Origin of the sequence: Bradyrhizobium sp. PSBB068 (genome assembly GCA_016839165.1) — a bacterium.
Taxonomy (GTDB): domain Bacteria; phylum Pseudomonadota; class Alphaproteobacteria; order Rhizobiales; family Xanthobacteraceae; genus Bradyrhizobium.
The window spans coordinates 2483387-2497959 of the sequence record CP069300.1; the positions used below are offsets into that span (position 1 = coordinate 2483387).

A 14573-nucleotide genomic window follows, 5' to 3' on the forward strand; every position below is an offset into this window, starting at 1 on the left:
GGAGACTACTCCGCGGATTTTTTTCGCGATCGGATTTGCGTTGCTCGCGCGCCGCTACATCAGCACGGGCAGGAAGCCCGGGAGCGGGTCTGCGGCCTCGATCGGCTCCGCACCGCTCCATTCGCCGTCAGCCGCGTTGGCGGCCGCCGGCGCGGCATCGAACTCGTCGTTGAGCGGGAGCCGCTTGGCGTAGGGCGCCGCAAGCAGCTGGACGCCGCGCTCGTTGATCGCAAACATCGGCGTGAAGTTGGCGACCTCGCCGTTGTCGACCAGTTCGGAGCGGCGGCTGTCCAGGATCAGCCAATGGCCGTCCAGGCGCGCCGCCAGCACGGCATGATCCTGGCGGATGGCACGATCGCGGCCCAGCACCAGGCGCAGCTCTTCGCGCGGAACGCCGGCTTCGATCAGCGCGATGTATTTCGCGATCGCGTAGTCTTCGCAATCGCCCTTGCCGGTGGCAAAGGTGGCGAGCGGCGCGGTCCAGCGATCGGCTTCGCCAAACTGTGCAAAGTCGCTCACATAGCGGATCGCCTGGTTGACCGCGCGGTTGGCCTCGTCCAGCCGCTCGCGTCCGGACTTGGCCTTGACCGCCTTGATCAGGCGAAGGAATTGCGCGGCATTGGGCGGACAGGTGGTCGCGTTCTCGCGGCATTGCTCGCGGACGGTCTGCTCCCTGGCGAGGTCGGCCTCGAGGCCGCGCCATTTGCGCCACACGCCGTTCTCCGGTGCGCGAAAGCTGAACAGGCCGAACGGCTCGGTGCCATCAGGCGCAGGTGGATTCGCCGCCGGCAACGCGTCACTCGCCGTGTTGAGGGGCGTGAGCGAGGCGGTGCGAATGGCGTTCGGGCCACGGCCGCGCTGCAGGTCGAGCTTGGCCAGGACGTCGGTGATGGTGAAGAAGGTGGCGGGCGGGCGGTTCGATGCGGCATCCGAGGCCGGCGCGAGCTCGCTGGCGGGGGTGCCGAGAGAAAGCTCGTCCGCAGCAAATGCGGACGGTACGACGCAAAGGCTCAATGAAAATGCAGCCACGGCCATGACCGCTGACGAAGCAAACTTCAGCGACTTCATATGACGCCCCAAATGTCGGGGACCGTCAACGTCCGTGCGTCGATCTGCGTCCCCGCTGTTATCGGGACGCAGACTGGCGCTTTGGCGGCTTAAGCTGAGTTAAGTGGAGCGGGCCGTACCCTGGATTGTCGGGAAGGCGGTCAATCCGGGGTTTGCCGGTTCGTTCGAACTTGAACGACCTGATGTCACGATCGGTTAACCACGTACCTTGAGGCTCCGATCAGCGTTCGCGCAGGGCTTCATCACGCAGCAGGCGGGCGGGCTTCATGATGTAGTCCAGCACGGATTTCTCGCCGGTCAGCACTTCGACCGTGGTCACCATGCCCGGAATGATCGGCAGCGGATGCTGCTCGGTGCCGAGGTGGTTCTTCTCGGTGCGCACCATGACCCGATAGAAGGTCTCGTGACGTTCGCTCTGCTCCGCCTTGTCGTCGACGATGGTGTCGGCGCTGATGCGCTCGACCTTGCCCTTCAGCGATCCATAGACCGAGGAATCATAGGCGCTGATCTTCACCACCGCGTCCTGGTTCGGACGGATAAAGGCGATGTCCTGCGGACGAATCCGGCCTTCGACCAGCAGCGTGTCGTCCAGCGGCACGATATCCATGAGATTGGCGCCGGGCGCCACGACGGCGCCGATGGTGCTGACGTTCAGCTTGTTGACGATGCCGTGGACCGGCGCCTTCAGGTCGGTGCGGCGCACCCTGTCCTGGGCGGACTTGATGTTCTCGTCGAGCACGGCGAGGTCGCCGCGCGATTTGGCGAGATCCTCGTCGGCCTGGGAACGGAACGACGTGGTGATGGTCGCGATCTTCGACTGCGCCTCGGCCAACTGGCCCTTCATCTCGGTCGCCTGCCGGTCAAGCCGCAGCATCTCGATCTCGGGCACCACCTTCTGCTCGTAAAGCTTCCGCGTCAGGGTCTGCTCGCGTTCAAGCAGCTTAAGGGAGCCGGTGAGGCGAGTGACCTGTTGATTGAGGACGTCGATGTCCTGCGCGACCTTCTGAGACCGCATTTTGAACACGCTGGCCTCGGTCGCGACCGCGGCAGGAACCATTTTGTCGAGATCGTCCGGAAAGGCGATCTCGGTCCGTCCGCGTGCCTCGGCCTCGAGGCGGGCCACCCGCGCCGCCATCGCCGCACGGCGTTCGCGGATTTCGCCGAACTCGGAGGCGAATTTCGTGTCGTCGATGCGCATCAGGGACTGGCCCTGCTGGACGATGTCACCCTCCCGGATCAGGATGTCGCCGACGATGCCACCTTCGAGCGATTGGACGACCTGCATTTGCCGCGACGGCACGACGCGGCCGTTGCCGCGCTTGACCTCGTCCAGCACGGCAAAATGAGCCCAGATCAGGAACGTCGCGAGCAGCGCGCAGGACGTCCACAACAGCAAGCGGGAGGTGCGGGGCGTGCGCAGCAGCGCCGCAGACCGGATATCATTTGCAAACGCAAAATCGGAAGACGGCATAATACTCGCTCGCTATGCGGATTTCGGCTGGATCGTGTTCTCCGGCGCCGGAGCCGTCGACGCCGGCTTGCCCTGGAGAAGGGCGAGCACCTTGTCGCGCGGACCGTCGGCCACCAGGCGGCCGTTGTCGAACAGCAGCAGTCGATCGACCATATTCAGCAATGACAGACGATGGGTCGAGATGATGATGGTCATGCGCTCGTCGCGCAGCCCTTTGAGTCGCTCGAGGAATTCCTGCTCGCTGCGAATATCGAAGTGGGCGGTCGGCTCGTCGAGGAAGAGCACGCGCGGCTTTCGGATCAGCACGCGCGCCAGTCCGATCGCCTGCTTCTGGCCGCCCGACAGACTGCGGCCGCCTTCCGAGATCGGCATGTCGTAGCCCATCGGATGGCCGGCGATGAAGCTCTCGACACCCGAGAGCCGCGCGGCGAGCAGGATTTCCTCGTCGGTCGCTTCCGGCTTGCCGAGGGCGATGTTGTCGCGCAGCTTGCCGTAGAACAGGTCGGTGTCCTGCATCGCAAAGCCGATGCCGGCGCGCAGGTCCGCAGGATCGTATTGGCGCGAGTCGACGCCGTCGACCAGGATGCGGCCTTCCTTCGGCTCGTAGAATCCGAGCAGCAACCTGCCGACCGTGGTCTTGCCGGACCCAATCCGGCCGATGATGCCGACTCTTTCTCCGGCCTGGATCTTGAAGCTGACCTTTTCGAGCGCGTTGCCCGGCGCTTTGGGGTAGGCGAACGTCACGTTCTCGAACGCGACGTTGCCGTCGTCGATCCGTCTAGCGACATAGGATCGGGTCGGCGATCGTTCCCGCTCGATCGACATGATGCGGTCGATTGCCTTGAGCGACGTCAGCGTCTGCGTTCCCTTGGTGATCACGGACGCGATGCCGGCGATCGGCGCCAGGACGCGGCCGGCCAGCATGTTTGCGGCGACCAGCGCGCCGACGCTCAGCTTGCCGTCGAGGATCAGGAAGATGCCGACGACGACGAGCAGCAGGCTCGTGATCTGCTGGGCGGTGCTCGCGCTGGTCAGCGACATCGACGACCAGAAGTGAACGTCCTCTCCGGATCTGGCGGTCGCCGCGACCGAACGCTCCCACAAGGTCTGCATCCGCGCCTCGGCGCCGGTTGCGCGGACGGTTTCCAGGCTGGACAGCGACTCGACGAGCACGCCGTGCCGGGCGGCGGATTCGGCCTGCAGGCGCTTCATCGCGCGATCGAGCGGGCGCTGCAGCAGGAAGCCGACCAGCATGACGAGCGGGAGCATGATCAGCGGGATCCAGGCCAGCGGTCCGGCGATCATGAACAGCACCCCGACGAACAGGATGGCAAACAGCAGGTCAGTCGCCGAAACCACGCTTCCGGACGTGAAGAATTCGCGCACCGAGTCGAAGTCGCGGAGCTGGTTGGCCACGATGCCGACCGAGCTCGGCCGCTGCGCCATCTTCACCGACATCACATGCTCGAAGATGTTGGCAGCGAGCACGACGTCGATGGTCTTGCCGGTCACGTCTATCATGCGGCTGCGGACCATGCGGAAGATGAAATCGAACACGATGCCGAGCCCCATGCCGATCGAGAGGGCGATCAGGGAGGGGATTGCCCCGTTGGGGATGACGCGGTCGTAGACGCTCATCGTAAACAGCGGCATCGCCAGAGCGAGGACGTTGGTCAGAAGGGCGGCGATCGCGATGTGCCCATAGCTGCGCCAATGCGCCTTCACCACCGACCAGAACCAATGGTTCCTGGGAATGTCGCCTGCGGCGGCGGTGCGCGCATCGGCCTGTGCTGCGCTTCTCACCAGGAACGCGTAGCCGGTGTAGTCGGCGGCAAGCGAAGCGATGTCGGTGGCGCGTGGGGCGTTCGGCGTCGTCGGATCGACGATCCTGATCGTCTTGCCCGCTGCGTCCACGCCGAGAAGGATAAGCGCGGAGCCGTTCTTTAGAATCAGGACGGCCGGCAGGACCAGGGCGGGAATGTCGGAAATGTCGCGCTTGATGGCCTCGGTCTCCAGACCCGCGCGTCTTGCCGCGCGATCGTAGAGCGAAACGGACAGACGCCCGTCCGTGATCGGAAGTCCGCCGAGCAGCGCCTCGCGGCTCACGGCGCGGCCATGATGAGCCGCAAGATAAGTCAACGATGCGGTGAGGGGATCGTCGCCCATTGCGGGCCGTCGACTTGTCGCGGCAGGTTTTGAAATTGGGTCATCCGGCGAGGGGCGGACGGCGTCTGCCGCCGCGCTGGGGATTCGAAATGACAACTGAAACCTCGACAACCAAAATGGAAATGCAGCAATCGCATTCGATGATTTCGGGGGTAGGCTACAACAAATGGCGAACAAAATCAGCGAAACATGCTTTAAGTATTAATACGGGAATCGAAAGGGCCCCGTTCGGGGCCCTTCGTCCTGATCCTGGTTGGCGGATCTATTGCACCGAACTCGGGAAGGCCGACAGCAGCCAGTGGGGCTTCGTCGACGCATAGGAACTCGCATTCGCCGCGTCCGACGGGTCCGCGTAAATGACATTCGGGCCGTCCGCAGCGCTCTTTTGCTGCTGCATCCATTCCGAGGAGCCGGGCACGGAAGCGATCGTGGTCGAGCCGGTGAACCGGTCAGCGAAACCGACATCCTTCGGCTGGGCCGCCGCATAGCCCTCCTTGTAGCCCCTGGCAGGGCGAACCGAGCCGGCCGGCGCCGGAACGGCGACATGCACCGGCTCAGGGCCGGTTTGCGGCAGGTTCACGCGAAGGGTCGGGAACGAGTAGCGCGGCAGGCCGATCGACAGCATGTCGGTGGGTGCCGCGTCGACCGGCGGCGGAGCCTTCAGATACTCGATCAAGGTGCCCATCGCGGCGAGCAGCTGGTAGTCGGCGAAAACGACGACGCTGCGCGCGGAGGTGAGCGAGACCGACGCGTTGAAGAACTGGTTCTGCGCGTTCAAGAGATCGATCAGGGAGCGCTGGCCGAGCTCGTATTCCTTCTGGAAGGCCGCGATGGTCTTGCGGTCCGCTTCGAGCTGCCGCGTCAGGGCCGCGATGCGCGTGGCCGTAATCGTACGGGCATTCCACGCCTTGTCGATCGATTCATAGGCATCACGCTGCAAGCGCGCGTGGCGCATGGTGGCTTCGGTATAGCGCTCGGCCTTCTCCGACCTGTTCCAGGCATCCTGGCCGCCGCGGAAGATGTCCCAGGACATCACCACCTTGCCACTATAGTCCTCGTGCGTAATGGCGGGAGTTCCGGTGGCCGCCACGTAGGGGAAGGAGTTGTCGTAGTGGGTCGCCCGTCCCTCGAGATAGAATTTCGGGCCAAACGTTCCGTCGGTCGCCTTGAATGCGTGCTTGGCGGCGTCGGCGTCGGACTGCGCCGCTGCAATCGTCGAATTGAACCGCAGCGTGGTCGCCAGCGCTTCGTCGCGGCTGTGTGGCAAGCCGCCGAGCGGGGCGGGGAAGCGAAGGTTGGTCGGCTCGAGACCGACGACCTTGCGGTACTTCGCCCTCGCGTCATCGAGGCTGCGCTGGAATTCGGCGAGGGCCGCGCGGGCGCTCTCGACGCGCTCGCGGGCCTGCTCGAGGTCGCCTTCGCCGGACCGGCCGCCCGAGAAGCGGGAGTTGACGTTCGCGAAGATTTTTTCGTGGTTGGCGACGTTCTGCTGGGCGAGGCTCACGAGCCGCATGTAGCGCACGACGTCCATGTAACCTTCGGCGGCGTCGAGGGCCAGCAGCTCGGTTCTTTCCTTGACGCGGGAGGCCGCAGCATTCACCCGCGCGGTCTGGCGCCAGACGTCATAGATCGAGGAGAAGCCGTCCCAGAGCAGCTGACGCACGACCACCGATTCCTGGCTGCCATTGCGCCACGGTCCCGAACCCACCGTCGGTGCCGACTGAATGGACGGGGTGATGAAGCCCGGCGGTTGATCGAATTTTTCCGGTCCATAGCTGGCGTCGATGCGCACCTGCGGCAGCAGCGTGCTCTGAGTCTGTCTCAGCTCGCTTTCCGTCGCGCGCCGGTTGGCAGACGCTTCACCCACGCCGGGATTGGTCAGCATTGCCTGGCGCAACGCATCGTTGATGGAGAAAAGCTCGGCATTTGCTGGCGTCGCCGCCAGGCAGAGGCACGCAATCACCGTGTACGCCGACCTCATAATTCCGTCCCTACTCAAAAAAAATATTACGTATAATCTGGATGACGCTAACAGCGGACGGTTCCGCAACCTATGATATTTCGGCCACACCGTCGCCTTAAGTGGGGCAGAGCGATCGGGCGCCGGTGACCGGAACACCGAGCATTTTTATTAAAATTCAACGGTTTATTCGCGCTCCAGGGATCGTTTCGGTTGGTGCCGGCGAGCGACAACGTCGGTCGGAACAATCAAGATCGGTTAAATTCGCCCTAACGGCCAGCCACCACCTCCTGCTGGCGGCAGGTTGCCAGGTAGGTTGCAACGAAGGGCGTCGCCTCGGCATCGGGTTGCGCGCCTGCGAGGTGGCTGGTCAACCCGTAGAGCGACTTGCTGGAAAAATAGAACCGGAAGATCTCGGCCCGTGGACTCGTCCAACCTGGTCGCAAAGATCGATGCAGCAGTACGGCGGGCGGCCGCAGTTGCGTCGCCCGAGAATACCGATGTCTCCGCGCGGCCTGCGCAACTCGGTGATCTACGGACGCGGCCGGCCGCGTCGCGCGCTCTGCCAGCGCGAGCCCCGCGGGCGACGCCGGAAGGCGCTGGCGACCTCACTCCGGCGCAATCGGATGAGCCGGTCGCTCGATCGACGGCCTGAGGCTGTCGAGATCGACGAACACGTCAGCGTGCCTGCGAAGCTCATCGGCGATCATGGGAGGTTTCGTTCGAATGCTGGAAACGACGGTGACGCGTACGCCCATCCGCCTGACGGCCTCGACGACGGCTCGCAAGTCACCATCGCCGGAGAACAGGAACGCATGGTCGATGCGGTGCGCGATTTCCAACGCGTCGATCGCGAGCTCGATACCGATGCTGCGCTTCATACGCCGCCGCCCGTCGCCGTCGTCATGCTGCTTGGCCGACTTTCGTCGGACCGCGTATCCGTTGTAGTCGAGCCAATCCACCAGCGGCCGAAGGCTGCTGAACTCGTCGTCGTCCCTCACGACAGTGTAGAAATAGGCGCGGACGATTTGGCCATGCCTGCCGAACTCCACGAGCAGTCGTCGGAAGTCGACCTCGAAGCCGAGGCTCTTGACGGTGGTGTGGAGATTCGCACCGTCGATGAAGAGTGCAATACGATCGGTCATCTCAAGTCCCCATGAGGCCCGGATCAGCTGTTGTACGTTTTGGTTCTAAAATTCCTCGAGCGCATGATGGGGGAGCGCTCTCATCGAAATGGCCGATCCTAGAACATGGAACCCGTGGGGACGAAGCGGAAATTTTTGACAGCGCCGATACGTTCTGTCCCGGCACATGTCGATCCGATGGCGGCGGGCCGATTTTCACTAAGGGCAACCCGATCGTGCGCGTGTTGATAAGACGCCGGTCGATGCGGCGGGGCCGCACGCCACCTGCAAAAGCACGACGGCTTGCGACGAGGAATTTCCTGCTATCGCCTCGGTCGGCACGGCTGCACCGACTACATCCGCGTGGCTCGGATAGCGCACGCAACGGTGCGGCGGGCGGCTGACGAACTGTCGAGCCGCTGCCCACAAGGTGATCATTGCGCCACGAACAAGACTACATCTAAATTGATTGCCGCGTACCGGCGCTATTTCGCGCCGATGCAATATTTCGAGATACCACTTTTTTGCACACACGATTTTTGCGGATGCGAGCTTCGGATCGCTCGTCTTGGACGGCCACCGACAGCAACAGGAGCCGATGGCGCGGTGATCACGCCGCGCTCATGGCGACGGCTGTGGGGGCGGGGTGCGCGCGCGACGGCAGGCTTGCGGTGACCGACGTGCGCGCGATGCCGGGTCGCCCTTGCGCTCTGCGGCCTGCTGTCTTGTTGTGAGGCCGCTCGCCAAGCCGTTGAAGGGGAGGCGGAACAGGCAACGGCAACGGCGTCCGAAACGGTCAGCCTGAACGGCGCGCTCGCGGAATGCCGCAGCGGCTTTCCGGATCAGATCGCGCAAGCGGTGGCGCGGGCCTCGTGCATGATCAAGGCGATCGGCCGCGTCCGGCCGCTGTTGCAGTTTCCCGAATGGCTCGATCGGGAAGACGCGCTGCGCAAGTCGTTGGCCGAGCAGGTTCAAGCAAGAACGATGTCCCTGCTCGAGCGAAACGTCCAGATCCAGAAGCTTCATTCGCAGTTCCTCGACGAAGAGCGCAGCAGGTTATCAACTGCGCCGGCCGACGCGAGCAAGCCGCCGGCGGCGGTCACGCAATGGCGACAATTCAACCCGGAGGGGTGTGGCCGGCTCGGAGGCGACGCCGCGACCTGTTATTGAAAAGTGCGATTTTCGGCGATTGCCGGGTGGCACCCATCGGTCCGAGTCGATGATGATCGACAGCGAGGGTCAGAAAGCATGCAGTCAAGCGGCAACTCGCTTCAGGTGAGCAACGAGACGGGGCCAGGCGTGAATGCCAGGCGCAGCGATTACCTTCGGCCCTGGCTGCCGCTCCTGCTCGCTGCCACTGCCTATCGTCCGCCCGCGCGGCTTAGAGAAATTCCCGAAGCCTGGAGAGCTCGATCACATGCTCGGGCGATAGCACATCGGGCACGAGGGGAGGCTGCGACCTGGTCCGGATCTCGTAGAGGTGTCGGGTCTTCTCCGGTTTGCCCATGAAGTCCCGGATGCATTGGTCGAGCGTTCCGTTGACGATCATATAGGGCGCGCGATCCTCTCGCCTGGAATTGCCGAGAGAAGGCCATTTGTAGAGGTAGGCCGCGGCCTGGAAGTCCACCTGATGAGAGTGGTCGGTCATGACAGGATATCTACCCGAAAAAGCGCGTTCGTCAAAGCAAGCCCGGCCGTTGGGTGCGACGCGATGCGCGAGCCGTGCGTCGTCGCGCTTGGACGCCGCGCGATCTGCAGCAGGCAACTCCTTCGACATCGCGCGAGCCGAGACGTGTCGAAATGGAGCGTGCGCCGACACCCGCTGACGAAACGGCTTCGCTTGGGACGCGAGCGCCCGCGATAAATTCCGGCTTGATCGGGCTTTAAGTATGTTCTTGTTTTGTTCTTACAGCTGTCGTAGAGTCCAGGGACCGGCAATCTTGCTCGGGTCAGGGTTGACGGATCGAGATGGCAGAAGCGGCCACCATCCTTCACGCCGACCTGGACGCGTTTTACGCGTCGGTCGAGCAGCTGCTCGAACCGTCGCTGCAAGGCAAGCCGATCGCGGTCGGTGGCGGAGTTGTGCTTGCAGCATCCTATGAGGCCAAGGCTTTCGGGGTGCACGGCGGCATGTCGGGACGGGAAGCTCGCCGGCTCTGCCCGCAGCTCATTTTCGTCGGTGGCCACTTCAGCGATTACCAACGGCTGGGTGACGCGGCCATCAAGGTGATCGGCGACTTCACGCCGCTTGTCGAGCGCATCTCGATCGACGAGGCGTTTGCCGACGTTGCCGGCTGCACGCATCTGTTCGGAGCGCCCGCCGAAATAGCCGCGGCGATCCGGCGGCGCGTGCGCACCGAGCTCGGCCTTGCGATCTCGGTCGGCGTCGCCCGCACCAAGCACCTCGCGAAGATCGCCTCCCAGGTCGCCAAGCCCGATGGACTTGTCGTCGTTGATCCCGACGCCGAGCTCGGCTTCCTGCATGAATTGCCGGTCGAATTGATGTGGGGAGTAGGGCCCGTCACCAGGACGCGGCTGGACGCGATCGGCGTCGCGACGATCGGCCAGCTCGCCGAATTGTCGGAGCGGACGCTGACCCGGCTGCTGGGTCCTGCGGCGGGCGAGAAGCTGGCTGCGCTGGCCTGGAATCGCGATCCGCGACAACTCAAACCGCATCGGCGCGCACGCTCGGCAGGAGCACAATCGGCGCTTGGCCGCAAGCCCGCGAGCGAACACGTCATCCGGCCGACGCTGCTTCATCTCGCCGACCGCGTCGCCACGCGGCTGCGGGCAAAATCCCGGCCCGGACGAACCGTGACGGTGCGCGTGCGTTTCGCCGACCTGAAGTCGGTGACGCGCTCGATGACGCTCGATGCGCCGGTGTGCACGACAGTGATCCTGGCCCGGCTTGCAGAGAGGCTGGTGCGCACAGCGCTTGCCGATCACCCCGGCGAGAAGTTCATTTCGCTGCTGGCGATTTCGGTGTCGCATCTCGAGGAGCATTGGGACCTTGCGCTCGAGCTGCCGCTCGGATTGGCCGATGAAGCGCTGCGCCCTGGAAGCCCGGCAGGGATGGCGCGCTGGGCGGCGGACCGTGCCATCGACAAGGTCCGCGACCGCTTTGGCTGGGATGTGATCGGATACGGTTCGGCAGCGCTGGAGGTCGTTCGCTCGGTGCCCGACGACTTTCGCAAGCTGGCCGAGAAGGATCTTTAGCTCTCCGTCGAATCACCGGTTCGTCATCGCATTAAGAAACGGCAATTTGGAATCGCGGGCTTGTGAGTGGCGGCCGGGCGCGCCCGGCCTATCCTCGGGATGCGGAGGACAGCCATGAAGTTCAGCGCCGAACTGATCCAGACGATGCGCGATGCGCTAGACACGGTGATGGCAAGCGTGCCGGCCGATCAATCTGTGTTCGGTCTCAAGGCGGCCGTCGCCGAGTGCATCTTGCGGACGGCGGCTCACGGCCAGACATCGTTCGACGGGCTCGTGACGTCAGCATCCGATCGACTTCAGTCGATCATTGCGATGCTGACCTAGGGCATGATGAATCTTGGATCGAATCGCTGTGGTGGCCACGTGTTCGCTTCATCTCTTCCCGTCGGGGACAGGTCGATTTGCGAAGCGCCTACGATGAACCGATGCCGTCCCTGGCGATCCTGGTGAGAGCTTCGTATCCGGACGGCGTCAGGTGCAGGAGGTCGCTCTTGTAGTTGGCACACGGCGTGGTCCGCCCGCATGCGATGTTGGAGGCATCGATCGTCCTGATTCCGAGTTCCCGGCTTCTTCGGCTTAGTTCGGAATTGACCGATCCAATATTCTCGGCTGCGCCGCCGGCGCGCCGGTTGAGTATTCCTCGCGGCTGATCTCGTTTTCGGGTGTTAGGCTGGGACGCGGAGAGACGTATCCGATCTACATCGGGTCGGACTCATCGGTCCGCGGCCTGATGGTGAACTCAGCAGCCTGCAAAAGCGTGCTGTCGATCGACGGAGACAGAACCTTCTACAAGAACTTGCGTCTCAAGCCCTATCATCCGACCAATTTTGAGGCGCGGCTCATTCCGATTTGCCGGCCAATTCGGGACCATCAAGGCATGGTGAGGTTGTCCCTGACAAGCCAGAATGTTCCCATGAGCGATGTCACGCATCATAGCTCGGGGGACGAGAACGACGAAGGCTTCATCGAAGTTGCCGATCTCGTCGTCGAGCGAGGCTACGACCTCGTGACTTACACGACCACGCGGCCCGCCGATCCGGCTTCGATCAAATGGATGCCCGATTGAGGCGCGATTTGATGAGGCGGTCGACCCGTTCGAACTGCTATTTGAGTCTTGACCGAACCTGAGCCCGCCCGTGTCGCCACGACGAGCATTGCTCGCTATACTCCGGGCCTTAGCCGATCAATGGTTTGCCGCGCCGCTAAAGCGCGATGAAATTGGGTTGAATCGTCATCGGGCTTTAGCTCCTTGTTTGAGCATGATCTTTTCGGAAAACCGCTTCGCACTTTTCCGGATCATGCTCTAGGCGCCCGCGTTGAAAGTCGATGGATAAGTCGATCAGCCGCTTTGGCTGACAATGTCCTTCCGCTGTAGAATCATGCTGATTCGAAAGCGGTCTTCATATGACATTCCGAGCCCTCCACATTGGCCATGACGCCTACAAGCTCGAGGCCGCAACGGCCGCTCGTCGGCGCGGCTGGTGGCGACAATGACGTCGGGCTATTGGGAATTCCGCTCCAAGGGCGGCACGTTTCGGATCGTGCCGCTCAATGGCCGATTTCACTTCTTCTTTGAGGAGGAGGATTTCGGGTCCTATCACTCGGCGGTGGCTGCGCTCGAAGGCCTCCTCGGAGGTTATTCCCATTATCCGGCGACTCGCGGCCTGCCGTTTGAAGTCCCCGAGTGGACGTTTGTTAGGATGGGATGAAGACGGTTATGGCTACGGGCTTCCGGGTCATTTGATTGCGCGGTGTGTTGACACGCGACGATCCCGTAGGACACGACTACAGAAGGCTCAGGATGTCGTGTGCCGGGTGAGCCTGTCGCCGGCGCGGCCGCCCGCGAGTGCGAGGTACGGACCGAGAGTTTCCGTTCCGGGCCGTTAAACGGATCTATCGCTTTTCATAGGTGACTCAGCCCGTTTGCCTCGCTCGATGAAGCGCTCTCGAAGGCGGAGGCATGCACGCGGGGACGACGCGATCTTGCACCGGGGCGCGCCCGTTCAGCCAGAGAACCTGACCTACCGCCTGCGGCAAAGCGCAGGCCTATCATGCTCGGCGAAGTAACGACCCATGCGACCGGATCGCAGTCGATGCCTGGCGCATGCTCTTGGAGCACAAGCAGACTTGCACGAAGTTGGAGCGGACCAAGTTAAGGAACTCTTCCAGGCGATGATGACCGAGCCGGCAGAGCCGTTCAGTGTCGGACTAATGCCCCTTGCAGTCCACGCGGGCTCAAGCGCATCGGACCGCTTCCCTGCTTGCCTAAGCTGCAGTAGGCTATCCGCCCTCTCATTTGCGCATTTTAATGGACTGCTCAGTCGGGGCTGTTGATGCCCTTGGCTCTGTTCTTAGTCGGATCATATTGTGTTTGTTTCGGAGCACCAAATGGACTCCACGCTGGATAACAAGGTTGCGGAAGCGCCGCTCGCGAGCTTGGAGGAGCAGCTTTCGAACCTCGCGCGCGAAGCGGGAGTCAGCCCCTCGAGTCCAACGACCAGTGTGAAAGAGCCTCGCGCGCTGCGGGCAATGATTCATCGATTGAGAGATCGGCGGTACCCGGTCTCAGTCGGTTTGGTGTTGCTGGCATCCATTGCGGGCGGAATTTGGTGGTGGTCCTCGGTTGGTACAGCAGTCGTACCCTCCTCAAACCCCACACCTCTCACACAGGTCCCGCCGAAAGACGTTGCGCCAACTGCCGTCGTGGTTTCCCCCGATCTGGCACAGCAGCTCCAACCGATGGAGCGCGATCTTGCCTCCTTGAGGCAAGCGGTTGAACAGCTACAGCTGAGGCAAGAACAACTGGCCCGCGACAATGATAGCCTGGCAAGACAACTCGCGGCAGGGCGAGCGGAAATAGCGCGCAACAACAATGCTATCGACCAGATCAAGACTGTCCAAATTCAGATGGCGCAGGAAAGCAAGACCGTCACCGAGCGGCTCAGCGCAAGCCAGGAACAACTGGCCCGTCTGATCGCGAACGCTTCAGCGCCAATGGTGGCGCCCGAAGAGCCTGGGCAGACGTCAGACCAACCAAACGTAACCTTCGACGTACCCGTGCCGCGTCCGCGGCCGACCAATGTTGCCCAGACGCACAAGCCAATACGCTCCCCGGCGCGGCCGCATGCGAACAAACCACAACCTGCGGCATGGCCGTGGTCAGCGCGCTGATCTGCGCCGCCGCCGCCGCTTCATGAAGCACCAGACTGCCGTGTCGCCGTCGACCTGGATCGCGAAGTAAGCTCCGTTCTGGTGGGAGTGCGAATAGCCCGTCGGAGAACAAGCGGAAGCCGCTGCCGGAAAGCAGCACGATATCGGTTAACTGAATTCCAGTTCTGAACCGCCTGAATGCCATCTCTGCGGGAGATGCGGCATTGCTTCCTGGTCCAATCTTTGCCAACGCCGCCATACATCTCGTCCTGGGCCGCGCTGCTCGATTGTGCGTCAAGGAATTGTCTCCCTGACGTCATCCAGAGTCGTAGCCGGCAATGCTATTTTGCTGGCGTGTCGTTGCCTTGGCCGCCATGGCGGCGCGTCGCGATCAGCCGCAGGAGTAGCTTATGGGCAC

Annotated in this window: 12 protein-coding genes; 6 read left to right on the forward strand and 6 right to left on the reverse strand. The window is 62.9% G+C overall.

Translation table 11 applies throughout. The features are described 5' to 3' along the window. Positions 1-54: 54 nt before the first annotated feature. The 5 genes from JQ507_11425 to JQ507_11445 form a co-directional block, all read right to left on the reverse strand. Positions 55-1068 (reverse strand): transglutaminase-like cysteine peptidase, encoded by a 1014-nt coding sequence (locus JQ507_11425; protein ID QRI72033.1) that lies wholly within the window; start codon positions 1066-1068, stop codon positions 55-57. Positions 1069-1288: 220 nt separating this feature from the next. Then, entirely contained in the window at positions 1289-2539 is a 1251-nt protein-coding gene (locus JQ507_11430) for an HlyD family type I secretion periplasmic adaptor subunit (GenBank protein ID QRI72034.1), read from the reverse strand. Positions 2540-2551: 12 nt separating this feature from the next. Then, positions 2552-4705 (reverse strand): type I secretion system permease/ATPase, encoded by a 2154-nt coding sequence (locus JQ507_11435; GenBank protein ID QRI72035.1) that lies wholly within the window; start codon positions 4703-4705, stop codon positions 2552-2554. A gap of 262 nt (positions 4706-4967) precedes the next feature. Then, positions 4968-6686 carry a TolC family outer membrane protein gene (locus JQ507_11440; GenBank protein ID QRI73297.1) on the reverse strand — a complete coding sequence of 573 codons (1719 nt, stop codon included), beginning with the start codon at positions 6684-6686 and terminating at the stop codon, positions 4968-4970. Positions 6687-7273: 587 nt separating this feature from the next. Next, positions 7274-7810 (reverse strand): NYN domain-containing protein, encoded by a 537-nt coding sequence (locus tag JQ507_11445; GenBank protein QRI72036.1) that lies wholly within the window; start codon positions 7808-7810, stop codon positions 7274-7276. Between the two features lie 855 nt (positions 7811-8665). Between JQ507_11445 and JQ507_11450 the strand changes: the two genes are divergently transcribed. Continuing rightward, positions 8666-8959 carry a hypothetical protein gene (locus tag JQ507_11450; protein QRI72037.1) on the forward strand — a complete coding sequence of 98 codons (294 nt, stop codon included), beginning with the start codon at positions 8666-8668 and terminating at the stop codon, positions 8957-8959. Positions 8960-9170: 211 nt separating this feature from the next. Here JQ507_11450 and JQ507_11455 read toward each other — a convergent pair whose 3' ends face one another. Further along, complete coding sequence (locus tag JQ507_11455) at positions 9171-9437, reverse strand: hypothetical protein (GenBank protein ID QRI72038.1); 267 nt, start codon at positions 9435-9437, stop codon at positions 9171-9173. Positions 9438-9757: 320 nt separating this feature from the next. Here JQ507_11455 and dinB point away from each other — a divergent pair, with 320 nt between their 5' ends. From dinB to JQ507_11480, 5 genes are all read left to right on the forward strand, one after another. Beyond that, entirely contained in the window at positions 9758-11005 is a 1248-nt protein-coding gene (gene dinB, locus JQ507_11460) for a DNA polymerase IV (protein ID QRI72039.1), read from the forward strand. A gap of 114 nt (positions 11006-11119) precedes the next feature. Next, complete coding sequence (locus JQ507_11465) at positions 11120-11329, forward strand: hypothetical protein (GenBank protein QRI72040.1); 210 nt, start codon at positions 11120-11122, stop codon at positions 11327-11329. Positions 11330-11735: 406 nt separating this feature from the next. Continuing rightward, a complete protein-coding gene (locus JQ507_11470; GenBank protein QRI72041.1) occupies positions 11736-12071 on the forward strand; it encodes a hypothetical protein in 336 nt (111 codons plus the stop codon). 424 nt (positions 12072-12495) lie between these two features. Next, the gene (locus JQ507_11475) at positions 12496-12714 is read left to right on the forward strand and encodes a hypothetical protein (GenBank protein QRI72042.1); all 219 of its coding nucleotides are present in this window, start codon (positions 12496-12498) and stop codon (positions 12712-12714) included. Between the two features lie 679 nt (positions 12715-13393). Further along, entirely contained in the window at positions 13394-14176 is a 783-nt protein-coding gene (locus JQ507_11480; protein ID QRI72043.1) for a hypothetical protein, read from the forward strand. Positions 14177-14573: the final 397 nt, after the last annotated feature.

Bases quoted from the DNA above. Each gene is read 5' to 3' on its own strand.
- JQ507_11425 (QRI72033.1), bottom strand. From the start codon at position 1,068: ATGAAGTCGCTGAAGTTTGCTTCGTCAGCGGTCATGGCCGTGGCTGCA.
- JQ507_11430 (QRI72034.1), bottom strand. From the start codon at position 2,539: ATGCCGTCTTCCGATTTTGCGTTTGCAAATGATATCCGGTCTGCGGCG.
- JQ507_11435 (QRI72035.1), bottom strand. From the start codon at position 4,705: ATGGGCGACGATCCCCTCACCGCATCGTTGACTTATCTTGCGGCTCAT.
- JQ507_11440 (QRI73297.1), bottom strand. From the start codon at position 6,686: ATGAGGTCGGCGTACACGGTGATTGCGTGCCTCTGCCTGGCGGCGACG.
- JQ507_11445 (QRI72036.1), bottom strand. From the start codon at position 7,810: ATGACCGATCGTATTGCACTCTTCATCGACGGTGCGAATCTCCACACC.
- JQ507_11450 (QRI72037.1), top strand. From the start codon at position 8,666: ATGATCAAGGCGATCGGCCGCGTCCGGCCGCTGTTGCAGTTTCCCGAA.
- JQ507_11455 (QRI72038.1), bottom strand. From the start codon at position 9,437: ATGACCGACCACTCTCATCAGGTGGACTTCCAGGCCGCGGCCTACCTC.
- dinB (QRI72039.1), top strand. From the start codon at position 9,758: ATGGCAGAAGCGGCCACCATCCTTCACGCCGACCTGGACGCGTTTTAC.
- JQ507_11465 (QRI72040.1), top strand. From the start codon at position 11,120: ATGAAGTTCAGCGCCGAACTGATCCAGACGATGCGCGATGCGCTAGAC.
- JQ507_11470 (QRI72041.1), top strand. From the start codon at position 11,736: ATGGTGAACTCAGCAGCCTGCAAAAGCGTGCTGTCGATCGACGGAGAC.
- JQ507_11475 (QRI72042.1), top strand. From the start codon at position 12,496: ATGACGTCGGGCTATTGGGAATTCCGCTCCAAGGGCGGCACGTTTCGG.
- JQ507_11480 (QRI72043.1), top strand. From the start codon at position 13,394: ATGGACTCCACGCTGGATAACAAGGTTGCGGAAGCGCCGCTCGCGAGC.